Annotated in this window: 17 protein-coding genes, 1 tRNA gene and 1 riboswitch; of the genes, 7 read left to right on the top strand and 11 right to left on the bottom strand. The window is 67.7% G+C overall.

Annotated elements, in window-relative coordinates; all coding sequences use genetic code 11:
• Positions 1-17 precede the first annotated feature (17 nt).
• The 4 genes from ACIOEW_RS00650 to ACIOEW_RS00635 all read right to left on the bottom strand — a co-directional run bounded on the left by ACIOEW_RS00650 (position 18) and on the right by ACIOEW_RS00635 (position 3,630).
• Entirely contained in the window at positions 18-701 is a 684-nt protein-coding gene (locus ACIOEW_RS00650; protein ID WP_401961471.1) for a DUF1707 domain-containing protein, read from the bottom strand.
• A 100-nt stretch (positions 702-801) separates the two neighbouring features.
• Positions 802-1,920 (bottom strand): ATP-binding cassette domain-containing protein, encoded by a 1,119-nt coding sequence (locus ACIOEW_RS00645; RefSeq protein WP_401960133.1) that lies wholly within the window; start codon positions 1,918-1,920, stop codon positions 802-804.
• A 29-nt stretch (positions 1,921-1,949) separates the two neighbouring features.
• Positions 1,950-2,837, bottom strand: a complete 888-nt coding sequence (locus ACIOEW_RS00640) for an ABC transporter permease (protein WP_401960130.1) — start codon at positions 2,835-2,837, stop codon at positions 1,950-1,952.
• A complete protein-coding gene (locus tag ACIOEW_RS00635; protein WP_362543306.1) occupies positions 2,830-3,630 on the bottom strand; it encodes an ABC-2 family transporter protein in 801 nt (266 codons plus the stop codon). The genes ACIOEW_RS00640 and ACIOEW_RS00635 overlap by 8 nt, the downstream gene beginning before the upstream one ends.
• Before the next feature lie 171 nt (positions 3,631-3,801).
• On the opposite strand from ACIOEW_RS00635, the gene ACIOEW_RS00630 reads away from it, so the two are divergent.
• The gene (locus ACIOEW_RS00630) at positions 3,802-6,249 is read left to right on the top strand and encodes a transglycosylase domain-containing protein (RefSeq protein WP_401960127.1); all 2,448 of its coding nucleotides are present in this window, start codon (positions 3,802-3,804) and stop codon (positions 6,247-6,249) included.
• Here the strand turns inward: ACIOEW_RS00630 and ACIOEW_RS00625 are convergent.
• The 3 genes from ACIOEW_RS00625 to ACIOEW_RS00615 form a co-directional block, all read right to left on the bottom strand.
• Positions 6,243-6,563 carry a multidrug efflux SMR transporter gene (locus tag ACIOEW_RS00625; RefSeq protein WP_306070237.1) on the bottom strand — a complete coding sequence of 107 codons (321 nt, stop codon included), beginning with the start codon at positions 6,561-6,563 and terminating at the stop codon, positions 6,243-6,245. The genes ACIOEW_RS00630 and ACIOEW_RS00625 overlap by 7 nt on opposite strands.
• A gap of 39 nt (positions 6,564-6,602) precedes the next feature.
• A riboswitch (guanidine-III (ykkC-III) riboswitch) is annotated at positions 6,603-6,668 on the bottom strand.
• Between the two features lie 67 nt (positions 6,669-6,735).
• The gene (locus ACIOEW_RS00620) at positions 6,736-7,074 is read right to left on the bottom strand and encodes a co-chaperone GroES (protein WP_266779271.1); all 339 of its coding nucleotides are present in this window, start codon (positions 7,072-7,074) and stop codon (positions 6,736-6,738) included.
• 46 nt (positions 7,075-7,120) lie between these two features.
• Positions 7,121-7,441 (bottom strand): DUF3618 domain-containing protein, encoded by a 321-nt coding sequence (locus ACIOEW_RS00615; RefSeq protein ID WP_362543313.1) that lies wholly within the window; start codon positions 7,439-7,441, stop codon positions 7,121-7,123.
• A gap of 127 nt (positions 7,442-7,568) precedes the next feature.
• On the opposite strand from ACIOEW_RS00615, the gene bcp reads away from it, so the two are divergent.
• From bcp to ACIOEW_RS00590, 5 genes are all read left to right on the top strand, one after another.
• Positions 7,569-8,036 (top strand): thioredoxin-dependent thiol peroxidase, encoded by a 468-nt coding sequence (bcp, locus tag ACIOEW_RS00610; protein WP_401960123.1) that lies wholly within the window; start codon positions 7,569-7,571, stop codon positions 8,034-8,036.
• 151 nt (positions 8,037-8,187) lie between these two features.
• The gene (proP, locus tag ACIOEW_RS00605) at positions 8,188-9,684 is read left to right on the top strand and encodes a glycine betaine/L-proline transporter ProP (protein ID WP_362543319.1); all 1,497 of its coding nucleotides are present in this window, start codon (positions 8,188-8,190) and stop codon (positions 9,682-9,684) included.
• A gap of 159 nt (positions 9,685-9,843) precedes the next feature.
• Positions 9,844-10,497 (top strand): HNH endonuclease, encoded by a 654-nt coding sequence (locus ACIOEW_RS00600; protein ID WP_401960119.1) that lies wholly within the window; start codon positions 9,844-9,846, stop codon positions 10,495-10,497.
• Complete coding sequence (locus ACIOEW_RS00595; protein ID WP_401960116.1) at positions 10,494-11,162, top strand: HNH endonuclease; 669 nt, start codon at positions 10,494-10,496, stop codon at positions 11,160-11,162. Before ACIOEW_RS00600 ends, ACIOEW_RS00595 begins: the two co-directional genes overlap by 4 nt.
• A 47-nt stretch (positions 11,163-11,209) precedes the next feature.
• Positions 11,210-11,293, top strand: a tRNA-Leu gene (locus tag ACIOEW_RS00590).
• A gap of 60 nt (positions 11,294-11,353) precedes the next feature.
• On the opposite strand, the gene rdgB is transcribed toward ACIOEW_RS00590, so the two are convergent.
• From rdgB to ACIOEW_RS00570, 4 genes are all read right to left on the bottom strand, one after another.
• A complete protein-coding gene (gene rdgB / locus ACIOEW_RS00585) occupies positions 11,354-11,956 on the bottom strand; it encodes an RdgB/HAM1 family non-canonical purine NTP pyrophosphatase (RefSeq protein ID WP_401960114.1) in 603 nt (200 codons plus the stop codon).
• Between the two features lie 32 nt (positions 11,957-11,988).
• Positions 11,989-12,381: a hypothetical protein gene (locus tag ACIOEW_RS00580; RefSeq protein WP_362543329.1), complete on the bottom strand. Its 393-nt coding sequence runs from the start codon at positions 12,379-12,381 to the stop codon at positions 11,989-11,991.
• Between the two features lie 125 nt (positions 12,382-12,506).
• Positions 12,507-13,244, bottom strand: a complete 738-nt coding sequence (gene rph / locus ACIOEW_RS00575; protein WP_362543332.1) for a ribonuclease PH — start codon at positions 13,242-13,244, stop codon at positions 12,507-12,509.
• Between the two features lie 143 nt (positions 13,245-13,387).
• Entirely contained in the window at positions 13,388-13,621 is a 234-nt protein-coding gene (locus ACIOEW_RS00570) for a glucose PTS transporter subunit EIIB (RefSeq protein ID WP_018517946.1), read from the bottom strand.
• Between the two features lie 222 nt (positions 13,622-13,843).
• On the opposite strand from ACIOEW_RS00570, the gene ACIOEW_RS00565 reads away from it, so the two are divergent.
• Entirely contained in the window at positions 13,844-15,154 is a 1,311-nt protein-coding gene (locus ACIOEW_RS00565; protein ID WP_401960111.1) for a PTS transporter subunit EIIC, read from the top strand.
• The last annotated feature ends 185 nt before the right edge of the window (positions 15,155-15,339 follow it).

Here is a 15,339-nt window from a genome sequence, read left to right as displayed (position 1 = left end):
CAGGGAGCGGGCCGGCCCTACGGGCCGTCGTCGCCCTTCACCAACCGCGGGCGCTCCGCGTCCCGCAGACGCTGCTGCCCGGCGTCCCTCAGGCGCTGCTTCTCCGCCTTGCTCCGCTTGCGCTCCACGCCCACCCCGCCCATCAGCGCGAAGCCGGTGACCCGCACCTTGGGTGCGTCCGGCGCGGGGATTTCGGCGTCCCGCGAGTGCTCCCCGAAACCGCCCATGATGCCGATGCCGCGGACATCCACGTCCAGGTCCGGGGGAACCGTCACATGGATGCCACCCATGATCGTGAAGCAGCGGATGACCACCTCACGGGCCTCGAAATTCGCCTCACGCAGATCGATGTTTCCGCCGCCCCACATCGCGAACGCGGTGAACACCCGGCCGACGGTCCAGTTACCCTGCCGCCGGAACCCGCCCCAGAGCGCGAAGCCCCCGTTGGACGTCGCCGGCTTGCCGACCCGGTCGGACCAGCGGGCCATCGAACCCGTCCGGGGCTGCCCCGCGACCACCGGCGCCACCGCTCCACCGGGAGCGGGAAGATCACGGACGAGCGGTTCCAGCTCACCATGCGTACGGGCCTTGTAGGCGGCGTCGAGCCGATGCTCGAACTCCTCCATCTGCAACCGGCCCTCGGCCACCGCCTCGCGCAGAATCTCGGCAATCCGTTCACGTTCGCTGTCGGAGGCGCGCATATCCGGAAGTTCGCTTGTCATGCCCGCAGCCTATTGAACGCCTACGCTCCCGTCACCGGCCGACAGGCCGCTCACCGCCCCGTACGCTCCCGTCACCGGCCTACAGGCCGCCGGCCGACGCGTACATCTTCGCGATCACGGCCTCGATGTCCGGCTCCCGCACCGACAGGTCCATCAACGGGTAGTCCGCGGCGATCCGCGCCACCAGCGGCGCCGCCGAAGCCGACGCCGGGAACGCCAGCCACTGCCGCACCCCCTCCACCTTCACCGTGCGCACCGAAGGCTCCGACTCCAGCCGGATCGGCGGGAATTCACGCTCCAGGTCCACCACGAGCATCCGCTCGCTCTCGCCCACCTCGTGCAGCCCGGCAAGCGCACCGTCGTACATCAGACGACCGTGGTCGATCACCATGACCCGCTTGCACAGTTGCTCGATGTCGGTCAGGTCGTGCGTGGTGAGCAGGACCGTCGTACCGCGCTCCGCGTTCAAGTCCCGTAGAAAACCACGGACCTTGGACTTCGACACCACATCGAGGCCGATCGTCGGCTCGTCCAGGTACAGCACCTCCGGATCGTGCAGCAGCGCCGCCGCGATGTCGCCGCGCATCCGCTGCCCCAGCGAAAGCTGCCGCACCGGCACGTCCAACAGCTCTGCCAGATCCAGGAGTTCGATACAGCGGTCCATGTTGGCGCGGAAGCGGGCGTCGGGAATCCGGTACATCCGGTGGACCAGCCGGTACGAGTCACGCAGTGGCAGGTCCCACCACAGCGTGGTGCGCTGCCCGAAGACCACACCGATCCGCTGCGCCAGCCTCGTGCGCTCCCGGGAGGGATCGATGCCCGCCACCCGCAACGTACCGGCGCTCGGAGTGAGGATCCCCGTCAGCATCTTGATCGTCGTCGACTTCCCCGCCCCGTTCGGACCGATGTAGCCGACCATCTCACCGCGCGCCACGCGGAAGCTGATCCCGTCGACGGCCCGCACCTCACGCCGTTCGCTGCGCAGGAAGCCCGTCCTGCGGCGGACGTCGAAGACCTTCTCGACGCCGTCGAGCTCGATGAAGTCCGCGTCCGTGCCCGCACCCGGACCTGTACTCGTGCCTGTACTCGTGCCTGTACTCGTAGCCGTGCCTGTACTCGTACCCGTGCCTGTACTCGTGCCCGTGCTTGTACTCGTGCCCGTGCCCGCGCCTGGTTCCGTGTCTGTTTCCGTGTCCATGCCCGTTGCCCCTCCTCGCTCGAACTCCGTCAACTTCCCGTGCTCCGGTACGCCCGCAGCCCCGCCCGCCACGCCAGGCCCGCGACCGCCCCGCACGCGCCCGCCACCAGCGGCGGCAGAAACGCCACCCAGTCGGGCAGCCCCAGCGGGTACTCCCGGCCCAGCACATACAACGACGGCAGCCAGTTCACGAAGGCCAGCGGCACCACGAACGTCACCCCGCGCACCAGGTCCGTCGCGAAGACCGTCGGCGGGTACTGGAGCAGCGTGGCGCCTCCGTACGTGAAGGAGTTCTGCACCTGCGAGGCATCCTGCGCCACGAACTGGAACGCCGCCCCAGCCACGAACACCGCCCCGAAGATCGCTGCCCCGCTCAGCACCATCAACGGCACCAGCAGCACCTTCGCCACCGTCCAGTCGATGTCCAGCGTCACCAGCGCATAGCCGAGCACCAGCAGACCCTGCGTCACCCGCCCCAGCCTGCGCAGCGCGAACCGGTCCGCCGCCACCTGCGCGAGCACCGGAACCGGCCGCACCAGCAGCGTGTCCAGCGTCCCGTCCCGCACCCGGCGACCCAGCCGGTCCATCGACCCCATCAGCAGATCCGCCAGACCGAACGACGTACCCGCCGCCCCGTACAGCAGGGCGATCTCCGACAGCGTGTAACCGCCCAGCGCGTCGACGTGAGAGAACATCAGCAGAATCGTGACGAAGTCGAACGCCGTCGCCAGAAAGTTCCCGAACGTCGTCATCACGAACGACGCCCGGTACGCCATCGTCGAGCGCAGCCACATCGCGACGATCAGCCCGTACGCCCGGACCCCCTCGACCGCACGCGACCGCGGGACGAACACCGCCCCGGGCGCCTCCCCCACCGCCGCGTCCACCACATCCACCGTGTCCACTGCCTCAGCCACCCTGGACCACCACCCTCCGTGTCGCCACCGACTGCAGCAACCGCCCCGCCAGCAGCAGCACCAGCGCCCAGCCCGCCTGGAACACGTACACCCGCACCAGCCCCCAGCCCGTGTGCTTGCCGAGGAACACATCAGCCGGCACCTGGAGCAGCGCCGACCACGGCAGCGCCCGCGCCACCTCGCCCAACAGCCCCGGGAACAGATTCAGCGGCAGCAGCAACCCCGAGAAGAACATCCCCGCCAGGAACGCCATCTGCGCCGCCCCCGCCCCGTCCATCAGCCAGAACGCCGACAGCGCCACCAGATAGCGGATCGCGAAACTCACCACCACACCCAGCATCACCGCGACCAGAAACGCCACCCAGGTCCCCGGCGACGCGGGCATCACCAGATCGAAGGCGAGCGAGCCGAAAACCATCGGCACGATGCCGCGCCCCAGCAGCTGAAACGCCGCCCGGCCCAAGTCACCCGCCAACCACCACAGTTGAAGATCGACGGGCCGGTAGAGATCCACCGCGATATCACCCGTACGGATCCGCTCGATCAGCTCGTCCTCGAAACCGCCGCCCATCATCACGCACGTCATCAGCAGCGCCTGACCCAGCCACACGTACGTGAGCGCCTGCGACATGTCGTAACCGCCGAGCTGCGGACGCTCGTCCCACAGCGCCACGTACGTGTAAGCCAGGATGAACCCGAAGACCGTGTTGGTGAACACTCCCGCGACCGTCTCGATCCGGTACGTGGCATAGCGCCGGAACCCGCCCGCCGCCACCACGGCATAGAGCCGCACAGCAATCACCCCCCGCGATCGGGTGCCCCGCCGCGCGCGGGCACCAAAGCGCAGGAGCCTAGTCCAGCCGGGGCAACCGCCGCGACCGCTTTACGAAGGTCGATCCGATAGATATTCCGCATAAAAGTGCACTATGGGGGAACTGACCGCGGCCGAGGAGTCTGCACCGACATGAGCGACGAGCCACAGCAGCAGAACGGGGACCCGGGCGACCGAGGCTGGACCCCCAGGGACCTGTCTGCCGACGCTGCCGCCCGCGCGGAACAGGGCTCCCCGGCCGGCACCGGCACCGGCACCGGCGACACCGGCGACACCGGTACGAAGAAGCAGAAGAGGCAGAAGAAGCCCAAGCGCCCCAAACGCACCGGCTGGCGCCGCGCCATCCCCACCTGGCGCGTGGTCCTCGGCGGCCTCCTCCTCATCGCACTGGTCCTGATCGGCGGCTTCATCGCCGGCTACCAACTCGTCGACATCCCACCCGCCAACGCCAGCGCCACCGCCCAGTCCAATGTCTACCTCTACGAGGACGGCAGCGTCATCGCACGCGACGGCGAGGTGAACCGGGAGAACATCAAACTCGCCCAGGTCCCCCTCAACGTCCAGCACGCCGTCCTCGCCGCAGAGGACCGCGACTTCTACTCCGAACGCGCCGTCGACATCAAGGCAATGGTCCGCGCCGGCTGGAACACCCTCACCGGCAAGGGCAAGCAGGGCGGCTCGACCATCACCCAGCAGTACGTCAAGAACTACTACCTGGGCCAGGAGCAGACCGTCGTCCGCAAGGTCAAGGAATTCTTCATCGCGATCAAGCTCAACCGCGAAGAGTCCAAGAACCAGATCTTCGAGGGCTACCTCAACACCAGCTACTTCGGCCGCAACGCATACGGCATCCAGGCCGCCGCCCAGGCCTACTACAGCAAGGACATCGGCGACATCACCACCGCCGAAGGCGCCTACCTCGCCTCCCTGCTCAACGCCCCCAGCGCCTACGACGTCGTCACCCACCCCGAGAACAAACCCGCCGCCGTCGCCCGCTGGAACTACGTACTCGACGGCATGGTCAAGGAGGAATGGCTCGGCGCCGACGAACGCGCCGCACTCACCTTCCCCGAACCCGGCCCCGTCAAGCCCGCCAACAGCCTCTCCGCACAACGCGGCTACATCGTCCAGGCCGTCGAGGACTACCTCGTCCAGAACGACATCCTCGACGAGAAGACCCTCGCCACCCGCGGCTACCGCATCACCACCACGCTGGAGAAGAAGAAACAGGACGCCCTCGTCGAAGCCGTCGACGACAACGTCATGTCCAAGACCAGCAAGAAGAACAAGACCGACCGCAACGTCCGCGTCGGCGGCGCCTCCATCGACCCCGCCACCGGCCGCGTCCTCGCCATGTACGGCGGCATCGACTACACCGAGCAGTACGTCAACAACGCCACCCGCCGCGACTACCAGGTCGGCTCCACCTTCAAGCCGTTCGTCTTCACCTCCGCCGTCGCCAACCGCTCCACCACCCAGGACGGCCGCCGCATCACCCCCAGCACCATCTACGACGGCACCAACAAACGCATGGTCCAAGGACCCGGCGGACCCACCGGATACGCCCCCGCCAACGAGGACGACGTCAGCTACGGACCCATCACCGTCCGCACCGCCACCGACAAGTCCGTCAACGCCGTCTACGCGCAAATGGCCGAGGACGTCGGCCCGGACAAGGTCCGCCAGACCGCCGTCGACCTCGGCATCCCCAAGGACACCCCCGACCTCACCGCCTCCCCGTCGATCGCCCTCGGCCCCGCCACCGCCAGCGTCCTCGACATGACCGAGGCCTACGCCACCCTCGCCAACCACGGCAAGCACGGCGCCCACGCCCTCGTCGACAAGGTCACCAAGGACGGCGAGAGCATCAAGCTCCCCGACCGCACCACCAAACAGGCCGTCACCCGCGAAGCCGCCGACACCACCACCTCGATCCTCCAGAGCGTCGTCGACGGAGGCACCGGCACCGCAGCCCAGGGCTCCGGCCGCCCCTCCGCCGGAAAGACCGGCACCGCCGAAGAGGACAAGGCCGCCTGGTTCGCCGGCTACACCCCCGACCTCGCCACCGTCATCGCCGTCATGGGCCAGGACCCCGACACCGGCGCCCAGAAGCCGCTCTACGGAGCACTCGGCCTCCCCCGCATCAACGGCGGCGGCGCCCCCGCCCAGACCTGGGCCCAGTACACGAGGACCGCCCTGCGCGGCACCCCCGTCGAGAACTTCCACCTCGACCTGGAGAGCGGCACCGACGAGACCGAGCTGCCCACCGAGGAGAGCACCGCACCCGGCAACACCGGACAGCCCTCCCGGACCCCCTCCAGCACACCCCCGACCACCCCGTCCAGCACACCGCCCACCACCCCCTCCACCCCACAGACCACCCCCGGCACCACCGACAGCCCAGCCGGCGGCACCGGCGCCGGCGGAACAACGGCCGGCGGAACCAGCACCGGCGGAGGATTCACCGGCGGAGGGAACAACGGAGGCGGAAACAACGGCGGAGGCGACAACGGAGGCGGCGGAGGCCTCCTCGAAGGCGCCCGCGGCACCCGAGCCCCCACCGCCACCGGCCGTCAGTGACCCGAAGTCGCCTTCAGCCCCACCACGGCCACCAACAGCAGACACACGAAGAAGATCCGCGCCGCAGTCACCGGCTCATGCAGCACCACCATGCCCAGCACCGCCGCACCCGCCGCACCGATACCGACCCACACCCCGTACGCCGTACCGATCGGCAGAGTCCGCGCCGCATGCGACAGCAACAGCATGCTCGCGACAATCCCCAGCCCGGTGAACACACTCGGCCACAACCGGGTGAACCCCTCGGTGTACTTCATCCCGATCGACCAGGCCACTTCCAGCAGACCCGCGACCAACAACAGAACCCACGCCACGACAGCACCTCCGACGACACAGAACACACGAACAACACGGGTGCGTCGTCTTTACGGAAACCCGGTACGGCGCGTCTCGTCGGGGTCACACCACCGTAGCAAAGAACAGGCAAAAGGCCTGGTGACAACGGTCACCAGGCCTTACACGCCACAATCCGGGCTACAAATCGGGCTACAAATACAGACCCGTCGAATCCACCGAACCCTCGAACCGGTCCGCAGCCACCGCATGCAGGTCCCGCTCCCGCATCAGCACATACGCCACGCCCCGCACCTCCACCTCGGCACGGTCCTCAGGGTCGTACAGCACCCGGTCACCCGGCTCCACCGTCCGCACGTTCTGCCCCACCGCGACCACCACGGCCCAACCCAGCCGACGCCCGACCGCAGCCGTCGCCGGAATCAGGATCCCGCCGCCGGAACGCCGCTCACCCTCGGGCGAATCGGACCGGACCAGCACACGGTCGTGCAACATCCGGATGGGCAACTTGTCGTCGGTGTTCTCGCTCACGCCCCGCAACCTACCTGGCCGCGAGGCGCGCACACGCCCTCGGGGGTCAACGCTTCTTCCGCCGCCCCGACACGACGACCAGACCCACCACACCGACCACGAGCAACGCCGCCGGAATCACCCGCTCCAAACGCGGCGCACCCTCCTCCGACACGAACTGCGCCTTCACATCCGACACCGTCCGATTCACCGCGACGAACGCCCGCCCGGCCGTCCGGTCCACCACCTCGGCCGCCTTGGCCTTCGCGTCACCAACGATCGTCTTCGGGTGCACCCGCACCCCGATCTCATCGAGCACCACCGCGAGCTGCTCGCGCCTGCTGATGATGTCCGCCTCGATCTGCGCAGGGCTCCTGGCATCCGACACTGCGCCGCCTCCGTGGTCCTCGTCCGGTAAACCTTCATCGACAGTCTGTCAGCTCGACCGCCCCCGCACCCGGCGGCACCCCTATTACCCTCGGACCCGTACACCCCACGTACCAACGAGGAGAACCATGAGCGAGCGACTCACGACCGGCGACACCGCCCCCGCCTTCACCCTTCCCGACGCCGACGGGAACAACGTCTCGCTCGCGGACCACAAGGGCCGCAAGGTCATCGTCTACTTCTACCCGCGCGCCCTCACCCCCGGCTGCACCAAGCAGGCCTGCGACTTCACCGACAACCTCGACCTCCTGACCGCCGCCGGTTACGACGTCATCGGCGTCTCCCCCGACAAGCCGGAGAAGCTCGCAAAGTTCCGCGACGAGGAAAACCTCAAGGTCACCCTGGTCGGCGACCCCGCCAAGGAGACCCTGGAGGCCTACGGCGCCTTCGGCGAGAAGAAGAACTACGGCAAAACGGTGATGGGCGTCATCCGCTCCACCATCGTCGTCGACGAAAACGGCAAGGTAGAGCACGCCTTCTACAACGTGCGAGCCACCGGCCACGTCGCCAAGATCATCAAGGACCTCGGCATCTGACCGGACACAAAACCGCCCGGAACCCCCCACGGATTGAGCCGAACGGCCGAAACATGTGATGGACATCCCAATCCACGGGCGAATCGGTTTGCAACCGCCATGACCGCGCAGAAGCCTTTCCTGGAACACCCACCGAGGAAAGGACCCGGCCATGGCGGCCTCCGACCCCCACCAGGCGGCCGACCCCGAAGCGGTCAAACGCCACCCCGCCCTCTTCCGTGCCATCCGAAAACGCCAGAACCCGAAGCTGCGCCGGACGGACATCACCATCACGGACGACCAAGCGGTCAAGCGCGCGGTCAAGGCCGCATCGCTCGGTAACGCCATGGAGTGGTTCGACTTCGGCATCTACTCCTACCTGGCCGCCACCCTGGGCCACGTCTTCTTCCCGTCCGGGAACGACACCACCCAGCTCCTCTCCTCCTTCGCCACCTTCGCCGTCGCCTTCCTCGTACGACCGCTCGGCGGCATGTTCTTCGGCCCCATGGGCGACAAGATCGGCCGCAAGAAGGTCCTCGCCCTCACCATGATCCTCATGGCGGTCGGCACCTTCGCGATCGGCGTCATCCCCTCCCACGACACCATCGGCGTCGGGGCCCCCGTCCTCCTCATCCTCTTCCGGATGCTCCAGGGCTTCTCCACCGGCGGCGAGTACGGCGGCGCCTCCACGTTCATCGCGGAGTACGCCCCCGACAAACGACGCGGCTACTTCGGCAGCTTCCTCGAATTCGGCACCCTCGCCGGATACGTCGGCGCGGCCGGCCTCGTCACCGCGCTCTACGCACTCCTCACCGACACCCAGATGGAAGCCTGGGGCTGGCGCATCCCCTTCCTCGTCGCCGGACCCCTCGGCCTCGTCGGCCTCTACCTGCGACTGCGCCTCGACGAGACCCCCGCCTTCCAGAAACTGGAGGGCGGCACGGCCCACGCGACCGAGGCCGCGGACGGCGTCGAGACCACCGCCAAGGGCGACCTCGCCAAGATCTTCCGCAACTACTGGCCGACGCTGATCCTCTGCATCTGCCTGGTCGGCGCGTACAACATCACCGACTACATGCTGCTGTCGTACATGCCGACGTACCTCTCCGACGAACTCGGCTACAGCGAGACCCACGGTCTGCTGATCCTGCTCGCCGTCATGGTGTTCCTGATGCTGATCATCAGCCAGGTCGGCAAGCTCTCCGACCGCTTCGGCCGCAAACCACTCCTCATGACGGGCATGGTCGGCTTCCTGGTCCTCTCCCTCCCCGCCTTCCTCCTGATCCGCCAGGGCGGCATCCCGGCCATCACGATCGGCATGCTGATGCTGGGACTCTCCCTGGTCTGCATGCTCGGCACGATGTCCGCCGCCCTCCCGGCCCTGTTCCCGACGAACGTCCGCTACGGGTCCCTGTCGGTGGGCTACAACCTGTCGGCGTCGATCTTCGGTGGTACGACCCCGCTGGTCATCACGGCCCTGATCAGCTGGTCGGGCAGCAACCTGATGCCGGCGTACTACGCGATGGCGGCGGCGCTGGTGGGCGTGATCGCGGTGGCCTGCATGAAGGAGACCGCGAACAAGCCGCTGGCGGGCTCGCCCCCGTCGGTGGAGACGAGCGCGGAGGCGGAGGAACTGGTGGCGGCACAGACGCCGGACCCGAAGTTCTGACCCGTCCTGTCCTGCATGGGAATGGCCCGCCCCGCTTCGGTTGTCACCGAAGCGGGGCGGGCCATTCCGCATCTTGTCGGATATCGGACGTGACTCTCCGATAAACGGTTCGTTACTCCGTACGAGGCCGCGAACGGGCGGCCGGATGCGGAGGGGAACGTGCCAGCCAGCCCTTACACCCCCGAGCGGCTCTCGGAGGCCGTCTCATCGTCACGGACGTTGTCTGAGGCATTGACGAAACTGGGGGTCGACCCGAAGAGCCGCACCCGGGGCTACCTCCGGGAACGGATGAGGAAAATGGGGGTGAGTACCGGGCATCTCGAGCGTGAGGGGGCTCGCTGGACCAAAGACGTCCTTGAGCCCGTGGTCGCCGCATCGAGAAGCGTGCATGAGGTAGTACAGCGTCTCGGTCTCGAGATGGTTGGCGGACACCACACCAACATCAGCCGCCGGATCAAGTCGTACGGTCTCGACACCTCCCACTTCGTCAAGCCCTCACGAGCAGGTGTCAAGCAGCGTCGCCGCACTCCTCAGGAACTACTGGTCGAGGACAATTCACCTCACGCACGCCGCGTTCCCGGCGCCCGGCTCAAAGTCGCGATGACAGCGCTCGGCGTTGCGGAGCGGTGCGCCGACTGCGGGACGGAACCGATGTGGTGTGGCCATCCGCTGACCTTGGAGGTGGACCACATCAACGGCAGGTGGCGCGACAACCGACTGGAGAACCTGCGATTGCTCTGTCCCAACTGCCACTCGACGACGGACACCTACCGCGGCCGCGGCAAGGGGCGCCGAGCAGGTGCTGGACTATGAGCGAGAGGCGCGCGTACACCCGCGAGCGACTGGTCGAGGCGGCCGAGCAATGCGCCAATGTCGACGCGGTCGTAGCGTTCTTCGGGACAACTCCCTACAACAGGCTGAAGAGGTACCTGCTCAACCGCTTTGCCCACTTCGGCATCGACATCTCCCACTTCCAGCGCTGCGACCCCGACACCCACGCGACGCGTCCTGCGATATCCGTTGTGCAGGACGCAGTGGAGGCCTCTCGATCCGTTGCTGAGCTGCTCCGGAGACTCGGCCTTCCGGACAACCGGCGCCAGCGGGCCCTGCTGCACGAGTGGATCATCGAAATGGGGCTGCCGACCTCACACTTTCTCGGCCAGGCGCACCAACGCGGTCTACCCGGCACCACGCCCCTCAAGCCCGCTGCCGAAATCTTGGTCAAACACGAACGCAAAGGTCGCACGAAGGCCACGTTGCTACGGCGAGCGCTCGCGGAAATCGGCGTGCCTGAGCGGTGTGCGGGGTGTGGAACCGGCCCGAGCTGGCAAGGCAGGCGTCTGACTCTCGAGGTGGACCACATCAACGGCGACTGGGTTGATGACCGCGCCGAGAACCTTCGGCTCCTCTGCCCGAACTGCCATGCCATCACGTCCACGTGGTGCCGCGGGGGCGCGCGCCGAACAGCGGCAGAGTGAGGTGCCTACCAGCTCGGTGGCCCGCCCGGTACCATGTCAGGCGGCTAGCGGCGGTGGTGCAGAGGTGACACAGCAGACTTAGGATCTGTGGCCCGTGAAACGGCTTGAGGGTTCGAATCCCTTCCGCCGCACCGAAACGGCCTGTCCGTCGAATCATCGACGGACAGGCCGTTAGTGCGTTCCGGGCTGCGTCACCCCACCAACTCCCGCACCACCCGCACCAGCGCCCGGAACGCCTTCCCCCGGTGGCTGATCGCGTTCTTCTCCGCCGGGGTCAGCTCCGCGCACGTCCGGGTCTCGCCCTCCGGCTGGAGGATCGGGTCGTAGCCGAAGCCGTGAGCACCGGCGGGGACGTGGCGCAGGGTACCGAGGAGGCGGCCCTCGACCACGCGTTCCGTGCCGTCGGGGAGGGCGAGCGCGGCAGCGCAGGCGAAGTGGGCCGCGCGGTGGGTGTCGTCGATGTCGGAGAGCTGGGCCAGGAGCAGGTCCAGGTTGGCCCGGTCGTTGCCGTGGGTGCCGGACCAGCGGGCCGAGAAGATGCCGGGGGCACCGCCGAGCACGTCGACGCAGAGGCCGGAGTCGTCGGCGATGGCGGGGTGGCCGGTGGCCTGGGCGAGGGCGTGGGCCTTGAGGAGGGCGTTCTCGGCGAAGGTGACGCCGGTTTCCTTGACGTCGGGGATCTCCGGGTACGCGTCCGCGCCGACGAGTTCGTGGGTGAGGCCTGCGTCGGCGAGGATCGCGTGGAGTTCGGTGATCTTCCCGGCGTTGCGGGTGGCGAGGATGAGGCGGGTCATGGGTCGATTATCGCCGTCCCCGCCCCGCTGGATTACGGGGTGCAGACCTTGCCGATCTCCGTCGCCGCGTCGGTGACCGGGGTGATGTCGGGGGTGGCGTCGCCCTTGTCGATCGAGTTGCGGACGTTGCCGACGCCGGCCTGGAGGTCATCGACGGCTTTGCTGAGGTCGGCGTCGTCGGTCTTGTCGCCCAGGTTGTTGAGTTCCTTCTGGATCTCGTCGAGTGCTTCGGAGGCCTGGGTGGGGTCGCTGGAGGCGTTGGCGACGGCCTGCTGGAGGTTGTCGACGCTGGTGGCGATGGCGTCGGCGGTGCGGACGCAGTCGAGGGTCTTGTCGAGGGCGCCGCAGCCGGCCGCTGCGGTGACGGTGAGCAGCGCGGCGGTGATGGCCAGTGCGGTGCGGTGGTGGCGGTGGCGCGTGGCCATGGTGGGTCCCTCCCCTGGTGCGGACACGTGGACGGGCGCACGGTTCGACCCGTGCGCCCGTATGCGTATCGACGCTGTGTGGGGGGTTCTTGGTTGCTTCTTTACCTGGCTGCGTTCCTGTTCGGCTACTCGCCGAGGGTGCGGGTGAGGGCGTCGTTCTGGAAGGCGGTGAGGTCGACGCAGCCGGCGGTGGCGAGGTCGAGGAGGGCGTTGAGTTCCTTGCGGTCGAAGGGCTCGGCCTCGGCGGTGCCCTGGACCTCGACGAAGCGGCCGTCGCCGGTGCAGACGACGTTCATGTCGGTCTCGGCGCGGACGTCTTCCTCGTAGCAGAGGTCGAGGAGGGGGGTGCCGTCGACGATGCCGACGCTGATGGCGGAGACGGTGCCGGTCAGCGGCTTGCGGCCGTGCTTGATGATCTTCTTGCCCTGGGCCCAGGTGATGGCGTCGGCGAGGGCGACGTAGGCGCCGGTGATGGCGGCGGTGCGGGTGCCGCCGTCGGCTTGGAGGACGTCGCAGTCCAGGACGATGGTGTTCTCGCCGAGGGCCTTGTAGTCGATGACGGCGCGGAGCGAGCGGCCGATGAGGCGGCTGATCTCGTGGGTGCGGCCGCCGATCTTGCCGCGTACGGATTCGCGGTCGCCGCGGGTGTTGGTGGAGCGGGGCAGCATGGAGTATTCGGCGGTGACCCAGCCTTCGCCGCTGCCCTTGCGCCAGCGGGGGACGCCTTCGGTGACGGAGGCGGTGCAGAAGACTTTGGTGTCGCCGAAGGAGATGAGTACGGATCCTTCGGCGTGCTTGCTCCATCCGCGTTCGATGGTGACGGGGCGGAGCTGGTCGGGGGTGCGGCCGTCGATACGAGACATGGCGTCGACTTTATCGGGTGCGGGGTGTGGGCCGTTGCGGTGCGGGGCGGGGTGTACGCCGCAGGCCCCGTCCTGGTGGGGCGGGGCCTGCGGGGTTCGGGCCGGTGGCCCGAGGGGTTTGGGGGTGCGGGTTCAGCGGTGGGTCACATCATGTCTTCGATGTCGGCGGCGATGGGGTCCGCGTCGGTGCCGATGACGACCTGGATCGCGGTGCCCATCTTGACGACGCCGTGGGCGCCGGCGGCCTTGAGCGCGGCTTCGTCGACCTTGCTCGGGTCGATGACCTCGGTGCGGAGGCGGGTGATGCAGCCTTCGACCTCTTCGATGTTCTCGATTCCGCCGAGCCCGGCGACGATCTTCTCAGCCTTGCTGGCCATGGCCTTCTCCCTGGTTCTTCACGTACATGTGACGGCCCACCATGGGTCCGTTTCGTCACGGTAACGCACGGTTGGCCCAACTTCGCGAGCGGGTAGCCGAACCATCACCAAAGATGACGATCACCGGTGCCCTGTCTTCCGGGCGGGCTCCGCACCGTACCGCAACTGGTCTACACCAGTCTGCAACACCCGCCAAACGTGGCCTGTTCCGGGAGGACGCCGATGAGCTCAAGCAGCGCAGCGATCCCACAGAAGAAGTGGTGGAACGGCCTCTTCCAGGGCCTGCAGAAGATGGGGCGGAGTCTTCAGCTCCCGATCGCCGTCCTGCCGGCGGCAGGAATTCTCAACCGGCTCGGCCAGCCGGATGTGTTCGGCGACGAGGGCCTGGGCTGGGACAACATCGCCAAGGTGTTCGCGGCGGCCGGTGGCGCCTTGCTGGACTCGGGGCTCGGTCTTCCGCTGCTGTTCTGCGTGGGCGTCGCGATCGGCATGGCGAAGAAGTCGGACGGGTCGACGGCACTGGCGGCCGTGACGGGCTTCCTCGTCTATTACGCGGTGCTGCACGCGTTCCCGGTGGACTGCGACGCCGGCTCGACGTTCGTCACCGGCGGCACCTGGTTCGGGACCTGTGTCACGGACGACGCCCAGGTGACCGCGGCCGAGTACCAGAACCCCGGGGTGTTCGGTGGCATCGTGATGGGCCTGATGACGGCCTGGTTCTGGCAGCGGTACCACCGGGTCAAGCTGGTGGACTGGCTGGGATTCTTCAATGGCCGCCGCCTCGTCCCGATCATCATGGCCTTCGTCGCCCTGCTCTTCGCGGCGCTCTGCGCCTGGCTGTGGCAGCCGGTCGGTGACGCCCTGACCAGCTTCTCCGAGTGGCTGGTGGACCTGAACTGGCTGGGCTCCGGCATCTTCGGTCTGGCCAACCGCGCCCTGCTCGTCTTCGGCCTGCACCAGTTCCTGAACACCTTCGTCTGGTTCCAGTTCGGTGACTTCACGAAACCGGACGGCACGGTCGTGCACGGTGACATCAACCGGTTCCTGGCGGGGGACCCGACGGCCGGCCAGTTCACCACGGGCTTCTTCCCGATCATGATGTTCGCGCTTCCTGCGGCGGCGCTGGCGATCTACCACTGTGCCAAGCCGCACCGCCGCAAGGCGGTCGGCGGCCTGATGGTCTCGGTCGGTCTCACGTCGTTCGTGACGGGAATCACGGAGCCGATCGAGTACTCGTTCCTCTTCGTCGCGCCGCTGCTGTACGCGATCCACGCGGTGCTCACCGGTGTGTCGATGGCGGTGACGTGGGCGCTCGGAGCGAAGGACGGCTTCAGCTTCTCGGCGGGTCTGATCGACTACGTCATCAACTGGAGTCTGGCGACGAAACCCTGGCTGATCATCCCGATCGGGCTGGCGTTCGCCGTCGTGTATTACGTCATCTTCCGGTTCGCGATCACCAAGTTCAACCTCCAGACGCCGGGCCGTGAGCCCGATGAACTGGAGGAGGAAATCGAGAAGGACCTCACGAAGTAGCTGCTCCGGCCGGGGCTTACGCCCTGGCCGGCCAAGGCCCTCGGACCTCCGGTCCGGGGGCCTTCCGCATGTCACTGTGCGTGCGTGGTGGCTACTGCGAAGTAGTCGGAATTTGCAGGTTCCTTATCTAACCCTCACCGTGCTACAACTGGTCTACACCACTCAGTGGTCCAGACCACGTGCCG

It is taken from the genome of Streptomyces sp. NPDC087901, assembly GCF_044742205.1.
Classification (GTDB): Bacteria; Actinomycetota; Actinomycetes; order Streptomycetales; family Streptomycetaceae; genus Streptomyces.
Note: the sequence above shows the minus strand (reverse complement) of the source record. Positions and strands in the feature narration are given on the sequence as shown.

Coding starts and splice junctions, on each gene's coding strand:
- ACIOEW_RS00650 (WP_401961471.1), bottom strand. CDS start 701: ATGCGCGCCTCCGACAGCGAACGTGAACGGATTGCCGAGATTCTGCGC.
- ACIOEW_RS00645 (WP_401960133.1), bottom strand. CDS start 1,920: ATGGACACGGAAACAGACACGGAACCAGGCGCGGGCACGGGCACGAGT.
- ACIOEW_RS00630 (WP_401960127.1), top strand. CDS start 3,802: ATGAGCGACGAGCCACAGCAGCAGAACGGGGACCCGGGCGACCGAGGC.
- bcp (WP_401960123.1), top strand. CDS start 7,569: ATGAGCGAGCGACTCACGACCGGCGACACCGCCCCCGCCTTCACCCTT.
- proP (WP_362543319.1), top strand. CDS start 8,188: ATGGCGGCCTCCGACCCCCACCAGGCGGCCGACCCCGAAGCGGTCAAA.
- ACIOEW_RS00595 (WP_401960116.1), top strand. CDS start 10,494: ATGAGCGAGAGGCGCGCGTACACCCGCGAGCGACTGGTCGAGGCGGCC.
- rdgB (WP_401960114.1), bottom strand. CDS start 11,956: ATGACCCGCCTCATCCTCGCCACCCGCAACGCCGGGAAGATCACCGAA.
- ACIOEW_RS00580 (WP_362543329.1), bottom strand. CDS start 12,381: ATGGCCACGCGCCACCGCCACCACCGCACCGCACTGGCCATCACCGCC.
- rph (WP_362543332.1), bottom strand. CDS start 13,244: ATGTCTCGTATCGACGGCCGCACCCCCGACCAGCTCCGCCCCGTCACC.
- ACIOEW_RS00570 (WP_018517946.1), bottom strand. CDS start 13,621: ATGGCCAGCAAGGCTGAGAAGATCGTCGCCGGGCTCGGCGGAATCGAG.
- ACIOEW_RS00565 (WP_401960111.1), top strand. CDS start 13,844: ATGAGCTCAAGCAGCGCAGCGATCCCACAGAAGAAGTGGTGGAACGGC.